The following is a 26,428-nucleotide window of genomic DNA, read 5'->3' as shown; positions in this document are numbered from 1 at the left end:
TGGTTTAAGTTTAGGTTTAAGTTGATAAACTATAAGGTACACAAGGCTACGACGCAACTCTGTTTAGAATTACCACGCCACTGCCAAGTATGTATATTGTTGATCATCGTGGAGCAAAAATATATAAAAAGTTAAATAATCAAAATATTTTGGATTTTTTTCGTCCTGCCATCAAATTGAAGCTCAGCAACTAAGAAACTCCAAAGAAAGTTCTCGACGGGTCGCTTTTCACCATCATAAAAATCGTAGCGATAATGATAATCAGCCCCAGACCAAAGAAAACAGCGATATTTTTATGTTTGGCTGCTGCATCTGCTACTTTTTTAGACCTCGAATTTCCAACGGTAATCAAGATAATAGCCAAAATCATCATACCGATATGCTCCATTTTCCAGTAACGGCCCATCGCGATAGAACTGTCTACCTTATACCAGCCATTCAAAAAGTACACCGCCAGCCCCAACAACAATTGGATATGGGCACTTACCAAGGTAAAAACGTTTAGTTTTCTGTTGCCTTCGGTATAGGCTTTTTTGCCAAACCAGCCTGATAGCGCATTGATAATGGCAACTACCAAAAGGATAAAAACAACATAGCGCCAACCTGAGTGCGCACTTTTAAGGATCTCGTTCATTGTATAAGCAATTTAATTTTTTGTTCAAACCAAAAATAGCTAATTAATAACAAAAGTAAATCCATTTACTTTATTTATAAATCTTCTTAATACTGAGTTAACAGGGGGCTCGGCAAAATGTAATATTCCCATTACAATTACTTAATCAAAAGCCTACTCCTGAGTTAATGTTTACGCAAGAATTTTGCGGCAAACAAATTAATTAACTATGAGGTATTTTTTACTTTCTTTTATTTTGCTATGCTTTTTGGGAACCGGCAAGGTTTTGGCCCAAACTACGCAAGCTTCAATTTCAGGTATTGTTGCCGATGAGCAAAAGAAACCTATTGCAGGCGTTTCTGTACAGGTTAAAAACGAATCGACGGGTTTTACCACCAGAACAAACACCAATGCCAATGGCGAGTTTACGTTTAAAGAACTTCCATTGGGTGGTCCCTACACTGTTAAAGCCACTTTTACAGGTTTAGGCGATCAAAACCGCTCGGGCTACATGCTTAACCAGGGCGATGCTGTTAAGGTAAACATCAGCATGCTGGCTACTTCGCAAACCCTAGAAGCAGTGCAGGTGGTAGCCTCGGGCTTGAGGAACAAGGTGCAGAACTTTGGTGCTTCTACCGAGATTTCGGCCAAAGCCATTACCAAATTGCCTGTAAACGGCCGTAACTTCACCACCTTGATGGATCTTTCGCCATTGAGCCGTGGTGGCAACATTGCAGGTCAGCTAGGTTCTTCTACCAATTACACCATCGATGGCATGAATGCCAAAAACCCAACTTCGGCAGGTTCCACTACCAGCAGAAGCGGTGCACCTTATTCGATTTCTATCGAAGCGGTAAGGGAATTTAAGGTAGTAACCAACCAGTATGATGTTACTTTTGGTCGTGCAGGTGGCGGTACCGTAAGCGCGGTAACCAAAGCGGGTACCAACACCTTAAGTGGCAGTGCTTTTGGCTATGGCCGTGCCGATTGGTTGGCTAGTCCGTACGACATTAGGGGAACCAAACGTGATAACGATTTCTCTACTTATCAGTATGGTTTTACTTTGGGTGGACCGATTATTAAAGATAAACTGCATTATTTCGTGGCTTGGGATCATCAAAAAGATTCCCGTCCGCTAATTATTGCCGATATCAACTCGCCTGCAGATGAAGCCAGGTTTAACATTAACGAGGCTACTTTGGATCGTTTCCAAAGCATTGCACGTGCAAAATATGGCGTAGCGAATACGCCACAATATGGTAGTTTCGACAAAAAACGTGGTTCGGATGCGGCATTTGCTCGTTTAGACTGGCAGATTAACGACAAGAACTTGCTAACCGTTCGCGACAACTACACCAACGACAGAAATCCGTTGGGCTTGGCCGATAATACAGCGATCAACTTCTTTGAAAGCTATGGCAATGACAAGAACGTTGACAACAGTTTATTGGCCACTTTGCGTACCACCGTGAGCAGCAAAGTAACCAACGAATTGAAGTTCCAACACTTGTATACTTTCCAAGCCAGTACACAAAACGATCAATTGCAGTATGCCATTCCAAGAGCTATTGTGAGCAACGTGGAATCGACATTTGCCGATGGCTCAAAACCAAAAACAGCCATTCAAATTGGTGGCCATCGCTTTGGTCAAGAAGGATTTACCAATAACGTGTTTCAATTGGTAGATAATTTTTATTACAACACCGATAAGATCAAGTATACCTTTGGTGTTGATGTAATGTATACCCGTGCTACGTCATTATATGGCAGCGAGGTGAATGGAAGGTTTGAGTATTCGAGTTCTCAAATACAAGACCCTGCATTTCCTAACGATCCAACAAAGAAAATCACTATCCCTGCGCTTACAAATTTTGAGAATCTGGCACCAAACAGATATTACCGAGAAGTTCCTTTGGTAGCCGATCCAACGGTAAAGGCTGGAATTTGGAATGCAGCACTTTATGGCCAAATGCAAACCAAATTAGGCCTTGGTCTAGATTTAACCGCCGGTTTGCGCGTTGATTACAGTGCGTATCCAACATCGCCACTAAATCAGACCTTATTTCAAGAGCTAGGCGTGAGAACAGATCATAAACTGACCCAATTTTTAGTGCAGCCTAGAATCCAGTTGAACTGGGATATTAACGAAAAACATACTGATTATGTACGTTTCGGTGCTGGTATCTTTGGTTCAGACATTAACAACTATGTAACCATTAACAACTTGACTTTTGATGGCAAGCACTTGGCAACTGTTGATGTTTTTGGTGCCGATGTCCCTACGCCAAATTTCCCTGGCTATAGAACCGGTTTAAGCGCGCCTACTTTGGCAAACTTCCAATTGCCAACCATCAATACAAATGCAAGCGATGCAAAGGTTCCGGTTATTTACAAAGCCAACATTTCTTATAACAAATTGATTACCGACAAGTTGAAAGTGGGCATCAGTGGCTATGCTTCTTTGGGGAGACACAACTACATGTACGTAGATAGAAATATGGTTGCCAATCCGTTCTTCACCTTGCCAAACGAAGATAATCGTGGTGTATTTGTACCAACGATCAATGCCAGCAATGGTGTTTCTGATTGGAAAACTGGCCGTTTAAGCAATAAGTTTGGCCGTGTATTGGAATTGAACAGCAAAGGCAAGGTAAATCAGTTTGCCGTGGTGATAGATGCTACTTGGCAATACTTTAAAGATGGCGAGATTTCGGCCAGCTTTACCTGGAACGATTCAAAAGACAATACTTCATTTAATGGTAACGTAGCTAACTCGGCAACGCTATCCCTACCTGTAAAAGACGATCCGCGAAACCTTAACAAAATGAGCTACTCAGACGGTCAGTTCCGCAACAAAGTGGTTATTTATGGCACCTTGCCAACTTTCTATGGCGTTTCTGTTGGTGTTCGTTACTCGGGCATTGGCGGCACACGTTACTCATTGTTGTCTGGTGGCAATACCAATGGCGATTTTGTAACAACCAACGATTTGGCTTTTATTTTTGACAGAAGCAATCCTGCCGTACCTGCGAATGTGCGCACAGGCTTGCAAACTTTGCTAGACAACCCATTGGCCAGCCAAAGCCTGAAAGACTATATCTTGAAATATTCGGGAAAAATTGCCGAGCGTAACGGTGGTATCAATAACTTTTTTGGAATTGTTGATGTGAGGGTGAGCAAAAAATTCAAGATCCAAAAATCTCATAACATCGAAGTTTCTGCCGATATTTTCAACTTTGCCAACTTGCTGAACAAGAAATGGGGTGTGAACGAATCGTTAGGCAACCAAGCTTTATATGCTGTTTCTGCTTTCGACAACACAGCCAAATCTTTTACTTATAGCGTAAACAACAAAGGCGTAGTTAACCCTTCTGGCAACCCATATCAGTTCCAATTGGGCTTACGTTACGGATTTTAACCAAAAAATCTAATTTATTAAACCCACTTGCGAATATGCAGGTGGGTTTTTCTGTTTATAAGCTTTATTTTCCTTCGCTTTTTGGCCTTTGGTTAATTTATTGTGCACAAAATGTAAAATAAAAGTTAGGTGCGGTATAAATCTTTATTTATCAATAGATTTAAGCTCTTAACTTAACAACAATTATGAAGAAAATTCTACTCGCGTTAACGCTGGTGTTTTCTACTGCATTTTTGTTTGCACAGCAGACTTATCCCGTAAATGGTTCTTTTGACATCAGACCCGGATTGTATGCTTTTACCAATGCAAACATTGTGGTTAACGCCAACCAAACCATCAGCAATGGCGTATTGCTGATCAAAAACCAAACCATCCAATCGGTAGGTACCGGTACTACAATCCCGAAAGGCTATGTGGTGATCGACCTGAAAGGAAAATACATCTATCCATCGCTGGTGGATGCCTTTACTACTTATGGCATTCCAGAAGCACAACGTGCACAAGCAGGCGGAGGAGGTTTCTTTGGCCGTCAGTCGATTTTTACCTCTACCAAAAAAGGAGCTTATGGCTGGAATGAAAGTATCCGACCAGAAACCGAAGTAAAGAGTATTTTCACCATTGATACCAAAAAAGCAGACGACTTGCGCAAGGCTGGTTTTGGTAGCGTAAACGTAGTGAACCGCGATGGTATCGCCCGTGGTACTTCAGCCGCCGTTACCCTAAAAGATGGCAAGGAAAACGAAGTGATGCTGAACGATCAAAGCGCAGCCAACTATTCGTTTAACAGAGGTACTTCTACCAACGACTACCCTTCTTCTTTAATGGGTTCTATTGCTTTGCTGCGTCAAACTTATTTGGATGCCAGCTGGTACAAAAACCAAAAAGAAGAATACAACATTTCTTTAGAGCAATTTAACAAACAGCAAGGTTTGCCACAGCTTTTCGAAGCCGATGGATGGGCCAATATCTTGCGCGTAGACAAAATAGGCAAGGAATTTAACAAACAATTCATCATCAAATCAACTGGCGACGAGTACCAACGTATCGACGCGGTTAAAGCTACGGGAGCTACTTTGATTATCCCCATCAGTTTCCCGAAAGCTTTTGATGTGGAAGACCCTACAGAAGCCAGAAACCTTAGCCTAGCCCAATTAAAAGGCTGGGAATTGGCACCAACCAATCCCGGCGTTTTAGAAAAAGCAGGCGTTAAGTTTGCACTCACTACTTTTGGCCTGGAAAGTCCTAAGGATTTCTGGACCAATCTTGGTCAGGCAATCACCAACGGCCTAACCGAAAAACAAGCCTTAATGGCAGTAACCGAAGTTCCGGCAGGCTTGTTGGGTATTGGCGATAAAGTAGGTACGCTAGAAAAAGGCAAATTGGCCAACTTTCTGATCACTTCCGACAACATTTTCAAGCCAGGAAATATCATTTTCGAAAACTGGGTACAAGGCAAACGCTTTGTAGTTAACAAAATGGATGTAACCGACTTGCGTGGCACTTATAGCCTAAACATCGACGGTATTGGCACTACCCTTTTAAAAATTACAGGTACCAACGGAGGCTCTGTAGCAGCCATTGAACGTTTGGGTGCCGACAGCGTTAAAACCAATGCTACTTTTAGCCGCAGCGGCGACTGGGTAACTATTACTTTTAACCTGAAGAAAAATCCGGTTGGCGATGTTCGCTTGAGCGGTTATTTAACCAGCGCAACGCCACTTACCTTTAAAGGCGACGTGGTATTGAATTCGCTTCCGGCAGGCACCTGGAATGGCACTTTTAAAGAAGCCGCCAAAGATGCTCCAAAACGAGAAGAACCTAAGCCAGCCCTTAACAACGGCCCGGTTATCTATCCGTTTATTGCTTTTGGATCAACCACTTTACCTACCCAGGAAACGGTTTTATTGAAAAATGCAACTGTATGGACCAATGAAAAAGAAGGCATATTGCAAAATGCAGATGTACTTTTAGAAGGTGGAAAAATCAAGGCGGTTGGCAAAAACCTATCGGCTGGCAACGCCAAGGTGATTGATGCTACCGGTAAACACATTACTGCCGGCTTGATTGACGAACACTCGCACATTGCAGGCAGTGGCGGCATTAACGAAGGTGCCCAATCGGTTTCGGCCGAAGTACGCATTGCCGATGTGATCAACTCTGAAGATGTAAACATTTATCGCCAGTTGGCTGGTGGGGTTACTACCTCGCATATTTTACACGGTTCGGCAAATCCTATTGGTGGCCAAACCCAGTTGATTAAACTGCGTTGGGGCAAAACGCCAGAAGAATTGAAATTTGCAGGCAGCGATGGCTTTATCAAATTTGCCTTAGGCGAAAACGTAAAACAGAGCTCATCGCAAAATAACCAACGTTTCCCATCAACTCGTATGGGCGTTGAGCAGACTTTTGTGGATGAATTTACCCGCGCCAAAGAATATGAAAAAGCATTGGCCGTAAAAGGCAGCAATGTACGCAGAGACCTGGAATTGGATGCGATCGTAGAAATCTTGAACAACAAGCGTTTCATCACTTGCCACTCTTATGTACAAAGCGAAATCAACATGTTAATTCATGTGGCTGATAGCTTAGGTTTTAAAATCAACACCTTTACCCACATTTTGGAGGGCTATAAAGTGGCCGATAAAATGAAGGCGCATGGTATTGCAGGTTCAACCTTCTCAGATTGGTGGGCCTATAAAATGGAGGTTCAGGAAGCCATTCCTTACAACGGAAAAATCATGCACAACGTTGGCATTACAACCGCTTTCAACTCTGATGATGCCGAAATGGCGCGCAGGTTAAACCAAGAGGCAGGTAAAGCTGTATTGTATGGTGGCGTACCAGAAGAAGAAGCCCTAAAATTTGTAACCCTTAATCCTGCCCGCATGTTGCACATCGACAACAAGGTAGGCAGTCTTAAAGCAGGCAAAGATGCCGATGTGGTAATTTGGTCGGCCAACCCGCTTTCTATTTATGCCAAGGCAGAAAAAACCTTTGTTGATGGTATCGCCTATTGGGATATAGACCGCGATGCGCAAACCCAAAAAGCACAATCAGCAGAGAAAGCCCGCATCATTCAAAAACTTTTGGAAAGCAAAAACGCAGGTGCCCGTACACAACGTGCGTTTGGCGAGCGTCCACCAAGATTGTATGCTTGCGAAACCGAAGAAGATTATTGGGCAGAAATGAACCAAATGGAAGGAGAACATAATCATGAATAAGTATATCAGTACAGCTATAGCTTTGTTTGCGGCTACAAGTTTTGCCTACGGACAAGCCAATATTTCTCCAGCTAAGCCACAAAGCCAAAGGATTATCGTAATGGGTGCCACCATCCATACCGGCGAAGGCAACGTTATCCAAAATGGGTATATGATTTTCGACAAGGGCAAGATTACAGGAATTGGCGATGCCACTACCGTAAAACTGAACCTAACTGATGCCAAAACCATTGCAGCCAACGGCAAGCACATTTACCCTGGATTTATTGCCCCGATTACCAATTTGGGTTTGGTGGAGATCGAATCGGTAAAGGCAACCATTGATGAAGATGAGTTGGGCGAGAACAACGCGCACATCCGCTCTATCATCGCTTATAACACCGACTCTAAGGTTCCAGCTACTTTGCGCAGCAATGGTATTTTAATGGCGCAGATCACACCAAAAGGTGGCAGTATTTCTGGCAGTTCATCGGTAGTACAATTAGACGCCTGGAACTGGGAAGATGCAGCTCTTAAGAAAGAAGATGCCATGCACATGACCTGGCCAACTGCTCCCCGTGGCAGAGGTGGTTTTGGCGGTGGCGGCCGATTTGGTGTTGTACCCGGAGGTGTTGATCCTAACGAGCGTACCCAAAATGCCATAGCAGAACTCACCAGGTTCTTTACCGAATCCAAAGCCTATACTGAAGCTACTCCAGCGGTAACCAATACCCGCATGGCGGCCATGAAAGGTCTTTTTAATGGTACAGAGAAATTGTTCATCACTGCCAATGCGCAAAAAGATATCGTAAGTGCAGTAATGTTTGCCAAAAAATTCGGCATTACCCCGGTAATTGTTGGTGGCGATGACGCGCATTTGCTAAGCGATTTCTTAAAATCGAACAATGTAGCTGTTGTGGTTAAACAACCTCATGCCTTGCCTAACAATGCAGATGACGATGTGAATCTGCCTTACAAAAATGCGGCGCTATTAAGCAATGCTGGTGTAACGGTAGTATTGAGCATTGATGGTTTTTGGCAACAACGCAACCTGCCGTTTATGGCGGGAACCGCTTCTGCCTGGGGCATGAGCAAAGAAGATGCCTTAAAAACCATTACGCTGAATGCAGCCAAAGCGATGGGTGTTGACAAAACCACAGGAAGTTTAGCTATTGGCAAAGATGCCACTTTCTTTATTTCTGCCGGCGATGCACTGGATATGGTAAGCAACAAGGTTGAAGAAGCTTTTATCCAAGGCCGTTCTATTAACTTGGATAACCTGCACAAACAGTTGGATAAAAAATTCAGCGACAAGTACGGAATTAAATAGACTTGTGAAGTTTAGAAACTTCGTAAGTCTTCAAGAAAAAGGCCAACTCAAACTGAGCTGGCCTTTTTTGTTTTTGCTGAATAGACGATTATACTTCCCAATCGCATCTCGCATAATACCTATAGTCTTCGTAAAGATCGCAGCACGATTCCATGCTAGGACATTCCTTTAGGATACAATTACCTCCAGGAGGGCAACCTGCACCTGGCCCGAAAGGTTCGTAAATGCAGGTACTCCAGCAGGCATTACATCTAAATGTCTCATTGCCTCCACAACCACTTCCACCACCTCCAATCTGCTTCATTTCATTTCTAGATAAAGCTTTTCTAATCATAATGATTTTGTGTTTAATTTAGTGCAATTAACTGGTTAATTAACCTAATTTACTGAATAACAAACTCATACACAATAAAGACAACCCTTAAAACCGAAATGACAAAAAAAAGAGCAGTTTGAATTTCAAACCGCTCCCTTAACTAACTTATTATTTATAAAACTGGCTGTTGGGGAAGGAGTCGAACCTTCAAGGGGTAGTTAGCTGCAATTCAAAATTAATTTGTGGTCAACCCATAAATTGCGTTTGTCCCATAATCCCCACCACCGAGACAAGGAGGTGTGTCTGCCAATTTCACCACCCAACATTCTTTAGTGCTCAGTTTACAATTTTCAGTTTCCAGTTGCAAACCGCAAGCTGTTAACTGCTAACTGAGTTGCTGTAGGGGAAGGAGTCGAACCTTCATAGAGTGGTTGTACCATTGCTGGATTTCCCATTATTCTCTACCACCGAGACAAGGAGGTGTGTCTGCCAATTTCACCACCCTACAGTATTTTAAGTTTTTCAGTTGGCAATTTTCAATTGGCAGTTTGAACTGCTAACTGGCAACTGCTAACCGAATTGCTTGATACAAACATAAGACAAATAGCAAATACGTTGCAAATATTTTAATGTTTTTCTTTTATTTTTGTAAATATTATAATAAATTAGCAATATCATTAAAATTTAAGAAAATTATGCTTAAAAAAGAAACCCAAAATTTAGAAATTGACAACCTCGATATCCAGATTTTAACCCACCTGATGCAGGATGCCACTAAACCTTATACCGAAATCGCCAAAGATTTGATCATTTCGGGCGGAACAGTACACGTAAGGATGAAGAAATTATCAGATATGGGCATTATCAAGGGCTCTCACCTCATTATAGACCCTAAAAAAGCTGGCTACGATATTACGGCCTTTTTAGGCATCTATTTAGAAAAGGGATCGCTTTATAAAGATGCGGTAGAACATTTGAGCAATATTAAAGAAGTGGTAGAGCTCCATTATACGACCGGTTCTTATAGCATGTTTGCCAAAATTACCTGTCGGGATACCAACCACCTGCGCCATGTGCTTAATGAAGAGATACAGGCCGTAAAGGGAATTCAACGCACCGAAACGCTGATCTCCTTAGAAGAAAGCATCAAAAGGCAGATCGAATTGAGCTAGGCGATAGTTTATAGCAACTCAGCCTATGAAACAACCAAACTAGCATGCTTGGTAGTTTAAGATGTGATGCTCATCACCAGCTTTTTTCCTTTGCTTAGGTTTTGCTCCATAAGCTCATGGGCTTCTTGAACGGTATTTACAGAAAAACCACCAACGATTTTAATGCTTGGCGGTACAATTTTCTTATTTTCCATTAAATATGCCAGTTGCTTTAAGGTTGTTGCGTACCACTCGAGCTGGTTGCCCATTGCAAAAGCATAATTAGAAATGTTTAATACTGTAGCTCCGATATCGAACAGCCTTTCTCTTGTTTTTTCGGTTCCCAAAAAAGTTATATCGGCATAAGTGCCATTTACTTTTAGAACCGACGCTGCCGTTTCGGCGATGCTGGCACCAACAAGATCTACCACATGATCGAAATCGCTTCCCTGGTTGGCATCCAAGATGTTTTTCTTCAGTTCCGGTTCTTTATAGGCTATAATTTGCTCATCCCTCAATCCCAACTCCTTTAAAGCCAGCCTGCTTGCTTCATTGCCGGCCATACTCACAATTTGATGAATGCCATGGTATTTAAGCAATCGGATGAAGAACGAACCTACCGCTCCACTCCCTCCAGTAACCAAAACACTTTCTTTTTCTCCCATGTTTAAACGGCTGAAGGTTTGCCAAGCAGTTAAGCCTGCCGATGGGACAGCTGTTGCTTGTTCGAAACTAATGTTTGTAGGCATTTTAGCTACCCGCTTTTCGGTAAGCGAAATATATGTTGCATAGCTGCCGTTGGACCCGCTGCTCCCCGAGGAAGCAAAAACAGCATCTCCAATTGAAAAGTTTTTTACTTCCGGCCCAACTCCCTCTACAATTCCAGCCAATTCGCGACCAAGTACAGGAGAATGCATGAGCTGACTTTCCCTCAGTCCTTTCCTCATTTGATAATCAATTGGATTAAAAGCCGTAGCCTTTATTTTAATCAATAATTCATCTTTGCTGGGCACTGGAGTGGGCATTTCTGCCAGTTCGAAATTCTCGGCACCTCCAAATTCATTTAATATGATTGCCTTCATTTAGCCCTCCTTTAGCATAATGGCCTCATCGACCTATTTTAATTTTGTTTGTTATCTTTACAAAGGTTAGCCAAAGGGCATAAACATGCAATAACCCATCTTAAGTGGAGTTACTCAAAAAAATGTGAGTTATGATCAAAGAGACCTCTTCCAATGCTGCAAACAAAACTTTTCTATTAAACTCTTGCAGGATCAATGGAGCCTTAAATGTAATTTCGGGAAGATGGAAGGCACTCATTCTCATCCATATTTCGGAGGGCATTAACAGGTTTAGCCTGCTTAAAAGCGTATTGCCCACCATATCAGACCAAGCTTTAGGCAAACAGCTCAAAGAGCTCGAATCCGACAAACTCCTATCAAAAGAGATTATTCCAGAAGTACCTGTTAGGGTAGACTATCACTTAACCGAGAAAGGAAATGCGTTGCTTCCTATTTTAATAGCCCTTTCTGAATGGCATGAGCCTAGAGAGGACAATTAAGAAATTGATAGTGATAGCGCCTCAACTATTCCTTAAGATTAGCGGGGAAAAATCGCCTCACTGAAAACCATGATTTTTGCTTTATTTAACTGAAATCCAAAATATTACGGTGATATTTATTTTCTAAAACGAAAATAATGAAAAACACAATCAAAACCTTAGCTGTCTTATTGCTGGTTAGCACTTTGGGCACAGCAGCCTTTGCTTCAAAAAACCTAAAGGCAGACCCAATTGTGATTGAAGTCATCAGCAAAAGCACCACGATTGACGATGCCCTGCTAAAAGCAAAAAACGCACTGTTAGAGAATAAATTCATCTCTACAAATGGCATTCAGAAAAACACATTTAACGCGACCAGAACGACTGGCTCTAAAGCCGATTATTATGTAGCTGATGTAACGGCAACAAAGGATGGCGATAAAATAAAATTGACCATCAGCTTTGTTAAGGTAGGCACTGGTTTAATGAGCTTAAAGAAAGTGGCCGAAAAGGTTAAACAAAAACTAGAAGAAGGATAAACCTTAGGTATTTCAAAATGGTCGAGATGACATATCTCGACCATTCTTACGTTTGGCCAGCAAGCCAGGCTATTTAAACAAACCTTTCAGTGCGGCCAGTTTGGCCTGCAAATCGCCATCTACTTCTTTTTCAGTTTTGGCTGGCTTGGCATATGTCTTTTGATCCTTATTTCTTGTTCCCTGATCCTTTGGATGTGGTCTTTGCTCTTTGTTCCTTCCCCCTTGGTCTTTGTTGTTTAATCCTTGTTCTTTTGGACTGTTCTCCTTCATCGATAAAGAGATTCTTTTTCGTGCTACATCTACATCAACCACGGTTACCTGTACTACCTGACTAACTTTTACCACTTCGTTAGGGTTGGCTACATAACGATTGGCCAATTGGCTCGTATGCACCAATCCGTCCTGATGCACACCTATATCTACAAAAGCACCAAAATTGGTAATGTTGGTTACGATACCTGCCAGTTTCATACCTGTTTTAAGGTCTTCTATCGAGTTCACGCCATCGGCGAAGCTAAACACCTCGAATTGCTCACGCGGATCGCGTCCAGGCTTTGCCAGCTCTTTTACAATATCATTTAAAGTAGGCAAACCAACGGTAGTGCTCACATAACGCTGCAGGTTCAGCTGTTTTTGGAGGTTGCTGTCTTTCATTAAGTCGTTTATTGTACAGCCTAAATCTGTCGCCATTTGCTTAACCAACGCATAACGCTCCGGATGCACCCCACTTCGATCTAAAACCTGCTCTGCATCGCGAATACGTAAAAAGCCTGCAGCCTGTTCAAAGGCCTTATCACCCAAACGCGCTACTTTTTTAAGGCTTTCCCGATTTTTAAATGCGCCATTTTTATTACGGTAATCGATAATATTCTGCGCCAATTGCTCGCCTAGACCTGATACATAGGCCAAAACCTGCTTAGAAGCGGTATTCAGCTCTACACCAACGGCATTTACACAACTGATTACGGTATCATCCAGACTTTGTTTCAATTGGCCTTGGTCTACATCGTGCTGGTATTGGCCTACGCCGATTGAGCGCGGATCGATCTTCACCAATTCGGCTAAAGGATCCATCAAACGCCTGCCGATAGACACCGCACCCCTAACGGTTACATCTTTATCTGGAAACTCTTCTCTTGCCAATGGCGATGCCGAGTAAATAGATGCCCCACTTTCGTTAACCATTACAACGGTTACCTCTGGTATGCGCAAGCCACGTACAAAAGTTTCGGTTTCGCGACCGGCTGTTCCATTGCCGATAGCAATCGCCTCTATTTCATATTTATCGCACAGTTGCTTCACTTGCCACTCAGCATCTTTTAAATTGCCTTGGCCAGTATGCGGATAAATATTGGTGTTTTCTAACAGTTTCCCTTGCCGATCTAGGCAAACCACTTTACAGCCCGTTCTGAAGCCTGGATCTATGGCCATCACATTCTTTTGGCCCAAGGGCGCTGCCATTAACAGCTGACGGGCATTTTCGGCAAATACACGTATGGCTTCGGTATCTGCTTTTTGCTTAATGGTAGCCCTCAGTTCAGTTTCCATTGCCGGACGAAGCAAACGCTTGTAGCCATCGCCTATGGCCAATTGTACCTGATCGCTACAGGCATTACGGCCAGTTATAAACTGGGTTTCGAGCAGATCTACTGCGCCCTCATCGGGAGGCAACACATCGAGCTTTAAAAAGCCTTCTTCTTCGCCCCTTAACATGGCCAATACGCGGTGCGATGGTGCAGTTTTTGCATTTTCCTCCCACTCAAAATAATCCTTGTATTTGATGCCTTCTTCTTCCTTGCCTTTGGCCAACACGGTTTTATATGTAGCTTTTTGCATAAAGTAATGGCGCATTTTGGTCCTGGCTTCGGCATTTTCGCTCACCATTTCCGCAATAATGTCGCGGGCGCCAGCTAGGGCTTCCGCATTGCTGTTTACGCCTTTTTCGGCATTGACATAGGCGTTTGCCTCTTCTTCAGGATCAATCCTGCTCTGCGATAAAATGCGCAAGGCCAAAGGCTCCAATCCTTTCTCCTTAGCCACCGAAGCCCGGGTTTTGCGTTTGGGCTTATAAGGCAGGTAAATATCTTCTAAGGCTGAGATAGTTTTGGCCTCATTGATTTTTTGCTCTAGCTCTGGCGTTAGTTTTTCCAGCTCGGTTAACGATTTTAAGATCGCCTCGCGACGTTTATCCAATTCGCGGAGCTGCTGTGCAAGGTCTCGGATGGCAGCCACCTGTACCTCATCTAAACTGCCGGTCAGTTCTTTACGGTAACGTGAAATAAACGGAACGGTTGCGCCTTCGTCTAACAAGTTAAGCGTGGCATTTACCTGGCTATTAGCGATATTTAATTGCGAAGCAATTTGTGGAGAATGGATATTCATATTCAATTAGGAAAGCTGTAAAATTAAAACTATTATGAGTAATATTTAGTGTAACATCATTGATTTATGAAAAAGATACACCTGTTTTATTTGCTGGCCATCTGCCTGTTTGGCTGCCAAGCTCAAGACAATTTGGAAGAAGAAATTTTGGTGATCCAACAGACATTTGAAAAGGCCACCTCCTCAGTATCGGAAAACGATATGAATGCCATGATCGAACTTAGCCCAAAGCTTGGATATCCCGGCACTACACCTATCCTCATCAGAGACTCTGGCTATAAAGCCGGCAAACACATTTATCACGTTGAGGATAGCCTGTTTAACCTCAAACATTTTGAATACAGGCCAAAAAAAGCCAACAGTGAACTGGAAAAGCAATTAATAGGATCAGATCTTCAATCGGAGCTTGCCACACTTACCACAAACTCGAAGAACATTCAGCTGGTTAAAGCAACTGATACTTCTGTTTACCAAAACAAGGATTTTAACGGAAGGCTTAGCTTTAGCAGGGTAGTTTTTAACAAAGACCGCAGCCAAGCCTGCTACTATTTTGAACAAAGCACCAAAGTTGGCAAAACCAGGAATTGGGGCATGGGTACGCTTGTTTTTGTGGCAAAGAAGAACGGTAAATGGGTTTTTGTAAAGGAAGAAGGTGTATGGATTGTATAACCCTTATGGCTTTACGATTTTGAATTTAAAACTTCCGTTAGTTACTTTTTTTGAGCCGCCGTTTGTATTGCCTGCCGTAAATTCAAAAGTGCCGGTTGCAATATCATTTGCATAACTTTCCACAATGATTTTTCCGTTGCTCCCTGCAGTGCCACCTGTACTATAAGCATTATTTACATTTCCATCTGCAGTTAAATAATATTGGCCAATGTGAAAAGAATCTCCGCCCAAATTATAAGTACCTTTTCCTGTAAAAGGGAAAAAGAACAAATCAAGGCCAGTAAACGTGCTCCCCGATTTAATTCTGCCAACGGCATGTACAGATTGAAGGTCTTTAGAAAAATTGGCGTTTCCGGTTGGACAAACCAACTCTTTACCATCTATGGTTCCTTTGATTAAGAAATCTCTAGATGCAGTGTTGCCATCCTCGTCTTTTTTACCACATGAGCTTAATGATGCAACAAATAGTATGCTCACAAGAAATATCAGAATAGATTTTTTCATAGTTTTATGATTGAGTTGTTTGGAGAATATTTTGCAAGATTTGTGCCGTTAGTTGTGCTGCCAATCGCCAAAGCATTGTCCAATTCTGCTTAATCCTTATTTACAAGATGCTTTAAGCACTTTTCCAGCCAATGTCTATTTTAAAAATGGTTGTAAACAGTGATGCGCTATCATTAGCTATTCGAGCCTTAAATTTTTGTGGATGTAGTTAAATCCTACACTTAGCCTTATACTTCTACACTGGTTACTACAAGCCGCTCACAAAACCGAAATCCATTAAACAAAAAAATCCCCGAAGTTTCCTTCGAGGATGATATTTTACGCGCTTCGATATTTGGGCAAGCTCAATATAAACTAAGCGCAGCGTAATCGGTTTTATTTATTCACGTACATTACTTCTTTAACCGCTTTAACCACTTTTTCTGCATTTGGCAAGCTGGCAGCAATTAAGGTTGGCGCATACGGAAGTGGCACATCGGCACAAGTGATACGCAATACTGGCGCATCTAGGTGGTCGAATGCATTTTTTTGAACGTTGAAGGCAATTTCTGAAGAAATCGAAGCCAATGGCCAAGCTTCTTCTACAATTACCAAACGGTTGGTTTTCTTAACCGAGTTGATGATGGTTGCATAATCGATCGGACGTACGGTACGCAAATCGATTACTTCGGCATTGATGCCTTCTTTGGTCAACTCTTCTACAGCTGGATTAACTACGCGGGTTAGCATCTTGCCAAAAGTTACGATGGTTACATCTGTACCTTCTTTAACCACGTTGGCCTTGCCCAACTCTAAATAGTATTCGCCTTCTGGCACATCGCCTTTATCGCCATACATTACCTCAGATTCCATGAAAATTACTGGATCTGGATCAAGAATAGCTTGTTTCAATAGGCCTTTGGCATCGTAAGGTGTAGCCGGAACCACAACTTTTAAGCCTGGGCAGTTAGCATACCAGTTCTCAAAGTTTTGAGAGTGCTGTGCGCCTAATTGACCCGCGTTACCCGTTGGACCACGGAAAACGATTGGCACAGAAAACTGGCCGCCGCTCATCGACAATATTTTGGCTGCGCCATTGATAATTTGGTCGATCGCAACCAAAGAGAAGTTGAAGGTCATAAACTCTACAACAGGAATCAAGCCGTTCATCGCCGCACCAATGCCTATACCGGCAAAACCTAATTCGGCAATAGGCGTATCAATTACACGTTTATCGCCAAATTCGTCTAACATGCCCTGACTCACTTTATATGCACCGTTGTATTGCGCAACTTCTTCGCCCATTAAAAAAATGTTCTCGTTTTTACGCATTTCTTCGCCTAATGCTTCGCGTAGCGCTTCTCTAAATTGGATCTCTCTCATTGTTTGTTCAAAAATTACCGAGGGCAAATATAACTAATGAATCGTAATTTTAAAGTAGTGTTTTGATTACACGATGTTTAGTTGGGTATCAAGCAGTAAGGATCAGGCATCTAGACTGAACTGTTATTTGGCCAGCATTAAAAACCGCATTAGAATATTAGCCTTTTATGGGGGTTAACAGCGAATAGATTTCGCTATCCAAGAACTTTCCATTAAAGTAGTAATCTTCCTTAAAATAGGCTTCCTTTACAAATCCGTGTTTCAAAAGGATTTGCCTAGAGGCATTGTTGCTTGGATTGATATTAGCCTGGATGCTGTGCAAACCCATCGTTTCGAAGCCAAAGGCGATGGTTTTGACCAAAGCTTCGGCTGTAATGCCCATTCGCCAGTAATCTGGATGCAGCATATAGCCGATTTCTGCCCTGTGGTTAGCCAAATTCATGCGCCAATAGCCAATAGCGCCGATCATTTCTTCAGGCTTCTCTTTGAAGGCAATGACCCAGGCCAAGTGCTGTCCGGCTAAAAAACCCTCGTTAAAGACGGTGATGAAATTTTGCATGTCTGGCAGGCTTTTTGGCCGCTCGCGATCGATAAACCGCATCACTTCTTCATTGGTGCGCAGCTTAAAAAGGTTTTCGGTATCGCTTAAGGCATGCTCGCGCAACAAGAGCCTTTCGGTTTCGAGCACAGGAAAATTCGGAAAATCAAATGCTAACATCTTCTATAAATTTGGCAAAACCAATTATAGCAAAATACATTAAATTTCTATAGCATAACTTTTGCCTGCTTCTGTTTTCAGTTCCTTTAACTTGTTGCCATATTTTATCTTACAATTGCCACCTGCTCTCGAAGTGATTTTGGCTCCAATCAGCTTGCCATTTTTCCATTTCATGTCTACCACAAAACCTCCGCGGGCTACCAAGCCTTTTACATCGCCTTCGGCCCACTCAACAGGCAAGGCCGGCAAAAGCGCGATGTAATCTTCATGACTTTGCAACAGCATTTCTGAAATACCGGCACCACCTCCAAAATTACCATCGATCTGAAATGGTGGGTGTGCACCAAAAAGATTGGCATAAACGCCACCGCCACCCATTTTAATTTGGGCATCTTTACCTACGTAGCGCAACATTTTTTTAATGGCATCATAAGCTCTTTCGCCATTTTGCAAACGCGCCCAAAGGTTAATGCGCCAGGTAATGGCCCAGCCTGTACCTTCATTGGTTCTAATTTCTAATGATTTTTTCACCGCATTGGCCAATTCTGGGGTTTGCGTGCTGGTAATGCTGTAGCCTGGATAAGCCGCAAATAAATGCGAAAGGTGCCTGTGGCGTGGATCTTGGTCTTCCCAATCATGGTACCATTCCTCCAAATTGCCTTTTTTGCCAATTTGATAAGGATATAGTTTAGCTAAGGCCGTTTTGACCTGGTCTTGCATGCCTTGGTCAATTTGTAGTACAGCTGCTGCTTTAAGATAGTCGGCAAACAACTCTCTGATCATCGCCAAATCTGCCGTGCCGCCGTACAGGGTTTGTCCCTTATAACCTGTTGGCGTAATGTACACGTTTTCTGGCGAGGTAGATGGTGCAGTTACCAGATTCCCCTGCTTATCAGGTGTTAAAAAATCGAGGCAAAATTGCACTGCACCTTTCATTAAAGGATATGCCTGTTTCGCCAGGTAGCTTTCGTCTTTGGTAAAGGCATAATGTTCCCATAAATGCGTAGACAACCATACGCCACCCATAGGCCAATTGGCCCATTGCGGATCTCCCTCTCCAAATCCACCTACCGGATTGGTCATGGCCCATAAATCTGTATTGTGGTGACAAACCCAACCGCCTGCATTGTAATAATTTTTGGCCGTTACGGTTCCTGTTTTGGCCAATTGCCCAATAAAATCGAGCAGGGGCTGATGGAGTTCTGACAGATTAGCCGTTTCTACTCCCCAATAATTCATTTGAGCATTGATGTTCGTGGTGTAGTTGCTGCTCCAAGGCGGTCTCATCAATTCATTCCATATGCCCTGCAAATTTGCGGGGATACCACCCACCCGCGATGAACTGATCAAAAGGTAACGGCTATATTGGTAATACAGGGCGACCAGACTGTTATCGGTTTTACCAGATGCAAATCGGTTTAAGCGGTCGATCGTAGTTAAATTTTCCGCTTCTTTATCTCCCAAATCTACTTGCACGCGATCAAAATACTTTCTGAAATCAGCTGTATGGTTTTTGAGCAATTCGGCATAGGTTTTACCTGTTGCCTGTTGCAGGTAAGCTGCCGCCAAAGCCACTTCGTCTTTGCCTTGTGTGCCCGGGTTTTTATTGATGCCATTAAAACTGGTTGCCATAGACACCAGCAGGATCGTTTCTGTAGCGTTGGCTACATTTAAGGCGCTATCTCGCAAACTTTGCTGCCCATCTGTTTTTAATACCCTTAGCATAGCAGAAAAACGCATGGCATTAACCGGATCATTCACAATTGCGTTGGGTATATTGCCTCTGTAATTAGGTTCTGCATGAAAAGGTGCATGCCCTTTAAAATGAAGGTTACCCGCTTCAACAGCCACCTTAGCTTGCAGCAAACTATTGAAACGACAGGTAAAATTAAGTTTATCCTTTCCTTTTGCGGTTAACCTGATGACCATCACCTGATCGGGATGCGAGATAAATGTTTCTCTGGTATAAGTTGTTCTGTTAACAACATAGCTGACCTTCGAAACGGCATTTTGGATATCCAGCTCTCGTCTGTAATCGCTTGGTTCGCCCTGATGGTTAAAATCGATGTACAGGTTGCCCAGGGGAGCATAGGATTCTGAGTAGCTTCCCTGCATAAAATGCATGAGCGAATCTGCCTTTTTATAGTTTTCGCTAAACAATGCATCCCTAACCGGCTGCAGGTAGTTCTTGGCATTGGGATTCATATCTGGATTAACCGGACCACCAGCCCAAAGCGTTGCTTCGTTTAAAGAAAATCGTTCTGTTTTGGCACCGCCATAAACCATCGCGCCCAAACGGCCATTACCTAAAGGCAAGGCTTCTTCAAATTGGCCGGCGGGCTTGGTATACCAGAGTTTTAATGCATTTGAGTTTTGCCCAAACACAGTGCTAACGTACAGCAAATGCAGTACTAAAAGGAGATATTTTTTCATAGATAGAGTATAGGATAAGCTAAATATATGTGTTTAAATTCAAAAAAAGCTAAACAAGTAAAATTTTGCTTCAAGAATAATAACCTATAACTACCTACCAAACAAGGTTTTATAAATAGAAAATTTATAGTTGTCTTCAACCGCACTGGCCCTAAAATAAGGGGCTTCGAACAGTTCGGTCAGTTTTTTCCGCAATTCCTCTAAAAATTCCGGTTTCAGCTCTTCCAGGTAATCGCCAGCTAAACTTTGCCTGCCCGATTTAAACCAGGTTCCGTCTTGGCTCATGGTTTTAACCACATACAAATTCGGCTCAACTGCTGTTTTGTTGGCAAACTGCTCATACACATAGGTATAAAGCAGGGTTTGTACCAAGGCCTTGTTGATGTATTTGCCATCAGAATTGAACAGTTCTGGAATATCTTTGAACGTTAGCTTGTCGCTGCCTGTTTTATAATCGATAATTTTAATTACACCGTCTTTCTCATCAACACGGTCTATATACCCAAATATTTTTACGCTTGCCTCTTCCCCATTTAAAGGGAACGAAACCGTGGCTTCTACCTTTTGCTCTAAAGTAAGGATCTGAAAAGGTGCTTGGTTTTCGTCTTGATTTAAAATAATCTCAACATAAGCCTCTACAATGGCCAAGATCACTTTCTGCATGCCCGAGTATTCGAAAACCTTATTCGGGTTATCGAACATCACCGCAGCGAATGCCTGTTGCACCAATGGCGGAACTTTTTTGCGTTTGGCCTGAATAATTTCCTTGCTGATGATTTCGGCACGCAGGTCCTGATAAAAATATTCCATCACCTTGTGCAAGATAGAGCCGATTTCATTGGCTTCTACTACCGCACTTATCTCTTTCGGTTCCTTAATGCCTGCGATGTAATTAAAGAAGAAATCTATCGGGTTGGAGATATATTGCGTAAGTGCCGAAGGCGAAAGAATACGCTCTTTTCTGAGGTATTTCTGCAATACGGCCTGGATAGCAGGATTGCTTTTATCAATCTGTATTTCTTTGGATAATTCTGTTTTTACATTTAAACTCAAGGCATAATGGTTAAACGTAAAATTGCTTTCATACTCTAATTGTTTCAGAATTCTGCTGACTTCGCCAGAGTTCGATTCGTCTGTTAAGCTATTATAGACAAAACTGATATATTTGGCGCGTTGCAATAGACGATACACCATATAAGACGAAATGGCGTCTTGATTTTCGAGTACCGGCAAGCCATAAACCCTGCGAATGCTATCTGGAATAAAGCTATTGCCCATTGACGATTTGGGGATCACTCCTTCGTTAAAGCCCAAAAACACAATCTTATCAAAATTGAGGTTCCGCGTTTCGAGCAAACCCATCAGTTGGATGCCATTTAGCGGATCTCCAGCCAAAGGTACCGCAATGCCTTGCAATGCTTTTTTTACCAAGGTGCAAACAAAAGCAATTTCTTCATTAACAATATGCTTGCCAATGGTATCGTGCAAACGGTTAAGCTCCTGAATGGTTTTGATAAACAACTCGGCGTCTATCTTTTTCAGCAGTTTTTGGGTAGATAGCCTGTTGAGCAGGAAATCCATTACCGTTAACAGCTGGCTAATCACCTGTTGCGGACCATTAACTTTCTGATAGAAGATTTCAAAAAGTCCCTTTTGGTTCAGCAACCTCTCATAGGCAATATTTGCAACCTTTTCATCCAACAAGGCTGTTTGCACCTTGTCTTTCATTTTTTGGCTGAGGCCGGTTAAAGGATGGGTTAAAAAAGCGGCCAATTGCTGATAGCTGATCTGTTGGTCTTGTTGGATTTCCAATTGCGAACTGAGCCATAAATCGGCCAAGCCATAAACACTCGAAGTGCCCAAAGGAAAACCCATGGTTACGTTCAGGTCTATGGTATGCTCGCCTAGTTTGTTCGGTATGGTTTGTAAGGCAGGAATCAGCAGATTTTCATCCGCTAGAATTACGGCCGTAGTGCCTATCGTTTTGCTTTGCACATAATCATCGGCCAATATATGGTTCAATATTTTGGCTTGCGCCGATTTGCCTTGTATCTGATAGGAATCTACATGATGAGGCGTGCCCTGCATTAAACTTGGCCTATCTTCAAATACATTTTTAAGCTTGAGCTGATTGATGTTTTTGCGCAAAAACAAACCTGCTTCCTGCAAAGGATCTTCGAGATAATAGCGATCTACATCAAAATAGAAAAGAGCCCTGTCCGCTTCCTGCAATTTGACAAATAGGCGGGCCTCGGCACTGGTCAGGGCATTAAAGCCGATAAAAATAATCTTGCCTTGATCAAAGTTTTGCAAAAACGGTACAGACACAATATCGCTATTGGCCAAAGTTCTGTAGGCATAGCCATTGGTAATGAAATTCTGGCTTTTTAACTGGGCATGAAACTGGTGGTACAGCTTTGGCATGCGGCGCCACATCTGGATAAAAAGTTCCTGTTGCTTTTTGTGTTTGCCTTCTGAATAGGATGTCCAGAACTGGGATAGAAATTCATGTTGCTCTGGACTGAGGTAATCGAATTCCTGGTTAATGACAGAAATATCTTCGAGGTCGCGGTAAAGCTTATCGGCATCAACCAAATCGTTGTCTATCTGGCTAAAATCACTCAGTATAATTTTGGCCAAGGGGAAAAACCTGTTGCTGCTCAAGGGCTCCAACCCTTCTTCGCGCAACAACTGATTGTACACCTGCAAAAGCGTGTAGAACTGCAGGTAGAAATCGGCTGTTTTTTCTTTTACCGCTTCAGAGAAAAACTCTTGAATGGTAAAGACAGCAGGGCTGAAAAACGGTTTTTTTATGATATCGGCCAAATATTTCTGCAAATAGGTTGCCGGCCTTTTGTTATTGAAAACAATGGCACAGTGCTGCAACTGGGCACCAAACTTTTCGACTAGGTCTTCGGCAACTTCTTGCAAAAATGGCTTCATTTCTTATTTTTTAGTCGTCATCCTGAATTGGGTTCAGGATCTGTTTTGAGAGAGATGCCGGATCGCGCTCGGCATGACGGGTTTACTATTTAAACTAATTTCAATTTTTTGCTCGCAGCGTAAAACAGGTAAGCTTTGATCTGCTCGTAACCCATTGCCCTGAGCAGGCTTTTGTAATTTTCTACTTGTTCTATGTGTCGGTCGCTTTCTTCCAGCGTAAATTTATAATCAACAATAATTACTTCGTTTTCTTTGATCAAAATTCGATCTGGGCGATGCATTTTGCCATTGGCATCGATGATGTTCTTTTCGATGATGCTTTCATCGGCGCTGCTAAAAATCTGCTGCAGTTCTGGATGGTTAAGTACCTCCATTACACCGGTCTGCAATTCGGGCAGTTCATCTTCCAGGATCTCTCCTTCCAGCAACAATTTGCTGAGGTAACGCTCTACTGCCGTGGTCGTTCCAGCATTGGCCAATACATCGTGCATCAAAGAGCCTTTTCTGCCTGATTCGTGGATATTGAGCAGGTGCTTTAAATGCTTCTCCTGAGGCAAAACGTACAGTTCTGATAAACGATTGGTGGTTGGATAAGTGCCAAGGCTAATCAGGGCGGGCTCTTCAGCGGGCGCGTTAAGCACTACATCTTCTACAATTTCGTAGCGGTTGTTCTCGTCAAATTCCTGTTCGAAAGTATGGTTCAACACATCGCCCATGGTCGATATTTTTGAGGTATCCTTTTTGGCCATCGTGGCGATGTAGAGATAGTCTTTGGTACGGGTGGTGGCTACATAAAGCATATTGAGCGCATCCATCTGACTAAACAACAACTCTTCATAATAGGCCTTGGCAATTGCCGAATCGGCCAGTGCATCGTTAAATTTTAACGGAATCCCTTTCAGCTCTTTGTACAAAGTTTCTTCGGCCGAGACCCAAAATATAGAATTGGCCTGCGCCTTGATTTCCCAATTACAGAAAGGAATAAATACGGCCCTAAAAGCCAAACCTTTCGATTTATGGATGGTAATCACCTGAATGGCATCTACACCTTCTGGAGACGGCAAGGATTTATTAACGCCCTCTTCATCCCACCAGGTGAGGAAAGCAATGATTCCCTTTTCACCCAATCGGGTAGCATTGCTGGCCAAATCTCTGAAGGCCAACAAATAGGGAATATGATCGGATAAGTTTTTCAGTTCATAGCAATCGATGAGGTTTTCTATCAGCTCTGCCAAAGGCAGCTGTAGCCAGTTTGGCCAATTTTCGCAGAGCTCTTTTGGCAAAATATGGCCCAAAGCGCTTAACGAAGTACCTGGGAGATTGAGGTAAGCATTGGGATCAATTGGTTTTTGATGGAGGTTATGGTACAATGCAATGCAATTGGCTTTGTACAAAGCCGTTTGGGCATCGATACCCGTCAAAACTTTTAAGGTATTGATGATCAATTGCACGCATGAGTTGTTCGATATCAGCAAAGCATCTCCAGAAATTACGGCTAATCCTTGTGCCATCAGCTTTCGCACCACCAATAAGGCTTCACTGTTTGAACGGACCAAAATAGCGATGTCTTTCGCAGCATAAAGCTGCTCGTTTTTGAGGATTAAGATCTCTTCTATGACATCATCGAGTGCCACATCTCTAAACATGGTTTCAGAGAAACGCTGTTCTGGCGAAGCTTCGTCTTTTCCAAATTTTCTGATTTTGATGGTCCCCCCAGCCAAGGTTTTAGCGGCCAGGTTTTGGGTAGCGCCCCCGTAAATGGCCGTGATGATTTCGTCGTATTGGTTTTCTTGCCACCACTGGTTAATCAGCTCGGGTTTGGCTGCTACATTTTCGTTGAGCAGGTTTTGAAGCGTAAGCGGAATAGATTTGTACAGAAAATTATTAAACGTAATGATATTGGCTGCGCTGCGATAGTTTTCTTCCAGGCTTTCTTCCAGTACATTGGCTACGCCTACATCTATTTTGGCCTGTTTGTGCAGGATGTTCCAATCGCCATTGCGCCAACGGTAAATAGATTGCTTGGTGTCGCCCACAATGAGGTGATCGATCAGCTCTTGGCTAGGCGTGGCCATGGCATTGCTCAGCAGCGATTTAAAGCTGTTCCACTGACTGGTAGAAGTATCCTGAAATTCATCGAACAGGAAATTGCGGTAGCGGGTGCCTACCTTTTCCCAAATAAAGGAGGGATTGTCGCCTGCATCATCGGTAATGCCACTGATCAGTTGTTGCGCATCGCTAATGAGCAGGTTATCGTTTTCATTGCGATAGGTTTTGAGCAAGCCCGCTATTTCCTGCATCAGCCTCAAATAGTAGAGGTTTTTGTTAAAGGCGATGGCCAGGCTATAGTTAGGCAGCTGCGCAAAATAATGGTTTCTCAGTTCGTGTAGCAAGGGATTAGCCAAAGCATACAACTCGGGCATTTGCGCATTTTTTTGAAACCACTCTTCGGGATCGTCGATGTATTTGAAAATGGCATCGATCTTCGAAAAATCGCCTCTGGCTACCAAAATGATTTTAGCCAATCCGTTTCTCGATTTGCCTTTCAGCTGTTCGTTGCTTAGGCCATGCTGTTCAAAAAGCTGATGGATTTTGGTGGCCTGGGCCATCAGTTCTTCCTCAAAATTCTTGATTTCGGCTTTGGTAACCTGGATATATTGTTTAAAAAGTTCGTCGATGTTCTCCAGCCCCAAAGTTTCTACGGCCTGCTCAAATACCTGAAAGCTTTCCTTAAAAATCTCGCCAATGAGGTTGTAGAGTTCTAATTTATAGTTCCAGCTTTTATTGTCGTTGATGCGCTCGATGGCGAGGTCAATGATCCACTGCAACAATTGTTTGTTATGGTCTAAAGCTTCATCCAACTTGGCTACCAAATCGTCTTTCACCTTATCATAATTCATTTCGAGGTTATAATCGGCATTCAGCCCCAATTCGAAGGCAAAACCACGGATTACTTTTTGTACAAATCCATCGATGGTGCTTACCGAAAATCGGCTGTAATCGTGCAAGATCTTGCGGTATACCTTGTCTGCCTGCAGTTTTAAGGTTTCGGCATTGAGGTTGGGGTGGGCTTTTAAAATGAGCTGTCTGTAGCCTTCTACATCGGCATTGCCCAAGGCAAAACCGTGCAAAACCTCTAAGATCCGCGATTTCATTTCCTCTGTTGCCTTATTGGTAAAGGTTACAGCCAGGATTTCACGGTATTTGTTCTCGCCACTAAAAAGCAGGGTAAGGTAATGCGCCGTAAGACTGAATGTTTTACCCGAACCGGCAGAAGCTTGAAGTATTTTTAAGGGTTGAGGCATAGGCT

The 26,428-nt window shown here is 42.8% G+C and carries 16 protein-coding genes and 2 tRNA genes; 7 read left to right on the top strand and 11 right to left on the bottom strand.

Annotated features, from left to right (window positions below):
* Positions 1-190: 190 nt before the first annotated feature.
* Positions 191-634, bottom strand: coding sequence for a cytochrome B (locus AC570H_RS19075; protein WP_497357803.1), 444 nt, complete (start codon positions 632-634; stop codon positions 191-193).
* Positions 635-842: 208 nt separating this feature from the next.
* On the opposite strand from AC570H_RS19075, the gene AC570H_RS19070 reads away from it, so the two are divergent.
* The 3 genes from AC570H_RS19070 (at position 843) to AC570H_RS19060 (ending at position 8,561) form a co-directional block, all read left to right on the top strand.
* Positions 843-4,031, top strand: coding sequence for a TonB-dependent receptor (locus tag AC570H_RS19070; protein WP_497357801.1), 3,189 nt, complete (start codon positions 843-845; stop codon positions 4,029-4,031).
* Positions 4,032-4,216: 185 nt separating this feature from the next.
* The gene (locus AC570H_RS19065) at positions 4,217-7,252 is read left to right on the top strand and encodes an amidohydrolase family protein (RefSeq protein WP_497357799.1); all 3,036 of its coding nucleotides are present in this window, start codon (positions 4,217-4,219) and stop codon (positions 7,250-7,252) included.
* Entirely contained in the window at positions 7,245-8,561 is a 1,317-nt protein-coding gene (locus tag AC570H_RS19060; RefSeq protein ID WP_497357797.1) for an amidohydrolase family protein, read from the top strand. Before AC570H_RS19065 ends, AC570H_RS19060 begins: the two co-directional genes overlap by 8 nt.
* 497 nt (positions 8,562-9,058) lie before the next feature.
* Here the strand turns inward: AC570H_RS19060 and AC570H_RS19055 are convergent.
* Together AC570H_RS19055 and AC570H_RS19050 are read right to left on the bottom strand one after the other, a co-directional pair.
* Positions 9,059-9,202: transfer RNA gene (locus AC570H_RS19055), tRNA-Asp, on the bottom strand.
* A 72-nt stretch (positions 9,203-9,274) separates the two neighbouring features.
* Positions 9,275-9,385: transfer RNA gene (locus AC570H_RS19050), tRNA-Asp, on the bottom strand.
* 187 nt (positions 9,386-9,572) lie between these two features.
* On the opposite strand from AC570H_RS19050, the gene AC570H_RS19045 reads away from it, so the two are divergent.
* Positions 9,573-10,049, top strand: a complete 477-nt coding sequence (locus tag AC570H_RS19045) for an Lrp/AsnC ligand binding domain-containing protein (protein ID WP_497357795.1) — start codon at positions 9,573-9,575, stop codon at positions 10,047-10,049.
* 56 nt (positions 10,050-10,105) lie between these two features.
* Here the strand turns inward: AC570H_RS19045 and AC570H_RS19040 are convergent, their stop codons facing one another.
* On the bottom strand, positions 10,106-11,110 hold the full coding sequence (locus AC570H_RS19040; protein ID WP_497357793.1) for an NADP-dependent oxidoreductase: 1,005 nt from the start codon (positions 11,108-11,110) through the stop codon (positions 10,106-10,108).
* 131 nt (positions 11,111-11,241) lie between these two features.
* Here AC570H_RS19040 and AC570H_RS19035 point away from each other — a divergent pair, with 131 nt between their 5' ends.
* Together AC570H_RS19035 and AC570H_RS19030 are read left to right on the top strand one after the other, a co-directional pair.
* Complete coding sequence (locus AC570H_RS19035) at positions 11,242-11,589, top strand: winged helix-turn-helix transcriptional regulator (protein WP_497357791.1); 348 nt, start codon at positions 11,242-11,244, stop codon at positions 11,587-11,589.
* Between the two features lie 137 nt (positions 11,590-11,726).
* Positions 11,727-12,107: a hypothetical protein gene (locus AC570H_RS19030; protein ID WP_497357789.1), complete on the top strand. Its 381-nt coding sequence runs from the start codon at positions 11,727-11,729 to the stop codon at positions 12,105-12,107.
* 69 nt (positions 12,108-12,176) lie between these two features.
* On the opposite strand, the gene AC570H_RS19025 is transcribed toward AC570H_RS19030, so the two are convergent.
* Positions 12,177-14,489 carry a Tex family protein gene (locus AC570H_RS19025; protein ID WP_497357787.1) on the bottom strand — a complete coding sequence of 771 codons (2,313 nt, stop codon included), beginning with the start codon at positions 14,487-14,489 and terminating at the stop codon, positions 12,177-12,179.
* A gap of 66 nt (positions 14,490-14,555) precedes the next feature.
* On the opposite strand from AC570H_RS19025, the gene AC570H_RS19020 reads away from it, so the two are divergent.
* Positions 14,556-15,158, top strand: coding sequence for a hypothetical protein (locus AC570H_RS19020; protein ID WP_497357785.1), 603 nt, complete (start codon positions 14,556-14,558; stop codon positions 15,156-15,158).
* A gap of 3 nt (positions 15,159-15,161) precedes the next feature.
* Here AC570H_RS19020 and AC570H_RS19015 read toward each other — a convergent pair whose 3' ends face one another.
* The 6 genes from AC570H_RS19015 to AC570H_RS18990 all read right to left on the bottom strand — a co-directional run bounded on the left by AC570H_RS19015 (position 15,162) and on the right by AC570H_RS18990 (position 26,423).
* Positions 15,162-15,662: a hypothetical protein gene (locus tag AC570H_RS19015; RefSeq protein ID WP_497357783.1), complete on the bottom strand. Its 501-nt coding sequence runs from the start codon at positions 15,660-15,662 to the stop codon at positions 15,162-15,164.
* 375 nt (positions 15,663-16,037) lie between these two features.
* Positions 16,038-17,024 (bottom strand): pyruvate dehydrogenase complex E1 component subunit beta, encoded by a 987-nt coding sequence (locus AC570H_RS19010; protein ID WP_497357781.1) that lies wholly within the window; start codon positions 17,022-17,024, stop codon positions 16,038-16,040.
* A 157-nt stretch (positions 17,025-17,181) separates the two neighbouring features.
* Positions 17,182-17,742 (bottom strand): GNAT family N-acetyltransferase, encoded by a 561-nt coding sequence (locus tag AC570H_RS19005; protein WP_497357779.1) that lies wholly within the window; start codon positions 17,740-17,742, stop codon positions 17,182-17,184.
* Between the two features lie 39 nt (positions 17,743-17,781).
* Positions 17,782-20,175 (bottom strand): glycoside hydrolase family 95 protein, encoded by a 2,394-nt coding sequence (locus AC570H_RS19000; RefSeq protein WP_497357777.1) that lies wholly within the window; start codon positions 20,173-20,175, stop codon positions 17,782-17,784.
* Positions 20,176-20,265: 90 nt separating this feature from the next.
* The gene (locus AC570H_RS18995; protein ID WP_497357775.1) at positions 20,266-23,118 is read right to left on the bottom strand and encodes a PD-(D/E)XK nuclease family protein; all 2,853 of its coding nucleotides are present in this window, start codon (positions 23,116-23,118) and stop codon (positions 20,266-20,268) included.
* Positions 23,119-23,207: 89 nt separating this feature from the next.
* Positions 23,208-26,423 carry a UvrD-helicase domain-containing protein gene (locus AC570H_RS18990; RefSeq protein WP_497357773.1) on the bottom strand — a complete coding sequence of 1,072 codons (3,216 nt, stop codon included), beginning with the start codon at positions 26,421-26,423 and terminating at the stop codon, positions 23,208-23,210.
* Between the last annotated feature and the right edge of the window lie 5 nt (positions 26,424-26,428).

The sequence above is a fragment of the Pedobacter sp. B4419 genome, assembly GCF_059693725.1.
This window is presented reverse-complemented; position numbering and strand designations above follow the sequence as displayed.

Coding starts and splice junctions, on each gene's coding strand:
- AC570H_RS18990 (WP_497357773.1), bottom strand. CDS start 26,423: ATGCCTCAACCCTTAAAAATACTTCAAGCTTCTGCCGGTTCGGGTAAA.
- AC570H_RS19045 (WP_497357795.1), top strand. CDS start 9,573: ATGCTTAAAAAAGAAACCCAAAATTTAGAAATTGACAACCTCGATATC.
- AC570H_RS19020 (WP_497357785.1), top strand. CDS start 14,556: ATGAAAAAGATACACCTGTTTTATTTGCTGGCCATCTGCCTGTTTGGC.
- AC570H_RS19075 (WP_497357803.1), bottom strand. CDS start 634: ATGAACGAGATCCTTAAAAGTGCGCACTCAGGTTGGCGCTATGTTGTT.
- AC570H_RS19010 (WP_497357781.1), bottom strand. CDS start 17,024: ATGAGAGAGATCCAATTTAGAGAAGCGCTACGCGAAGCATTAGGCGAA.
- AC570H_RS19065 (WP_497357799.1), top strand. CDS start 4,217: ATGAAGAAAATTCTACTCGCGTTAACGCTGGTGTTTTCTACTGCATTT.
- AC570H_RS19025 (WP_497357787.1), bottom strand. CDS start 14,489: ATGAATATCCATTCTCCACAAATTGCTTCGCAATTAAATATCGCTAAT.
- AC570H_RS19060 (WP_497357797.1), top strand. CDS start 7,245: ATGAATAAGTATATCAGTACAGCTATAGCTTTGTTTGCGGCTACAAGT.
- AC570H_RS19000 (WP_497357777.1), bottom strand. CDS start 20,175: ATGAAAAAATATCTCCTTTTAGTACTGCATTTGCTGTACGTTAGCACT.
- AC570H_RS19035 (WP_497357791.1), top strand. CDS start 11,242: ATGATCAAAGAGACCTCTTCCAATGCTGCAAACAAAACTTTTCTATTA.
- AC570H_RS19030 (WP_497357789.1), top strand. CDS start 11,727: ATGAAAAACACAATCAAAACCTTAGCTGTCTTATTGCTGGTTAGCACT.
- AC570H_RS18995 (WP_497357775.1), bottom strand. CDS start 23,118: ATGAAGCCATTTTTGCAAGAAGTTGCCGAAGACCTAGTCGAAAAGTTT.
- AC570H_RS19015 (WP_497357783.1), bottom strand. CDS start 15,662: ATGAAAAAATCTATTCTGATATTTCTTGTGAGCATACTATTTGTTGCA.
- AC570H_RS19040 (WP_497357793.1), bottom strand. CDS start 11,110: ATGAAGGCAATCATATTAAATGAATTTGGAGGTGCCGAGAATTTCGAA.
- AC570H_RS19070 (WP_497357801.1), top strand. CDS start 843: ATGAGGTATTTTTTACTTTCTTTTATTTTGCTATGCTTTTTGGGAACC.
- AC570H_RS19005 (WP_497357779.1), bottom strand. CDS start 17,742: ATGTTAGCATTTGATTTTCCGAATTTTCCTGTGCTCGAAACCGAAAGG.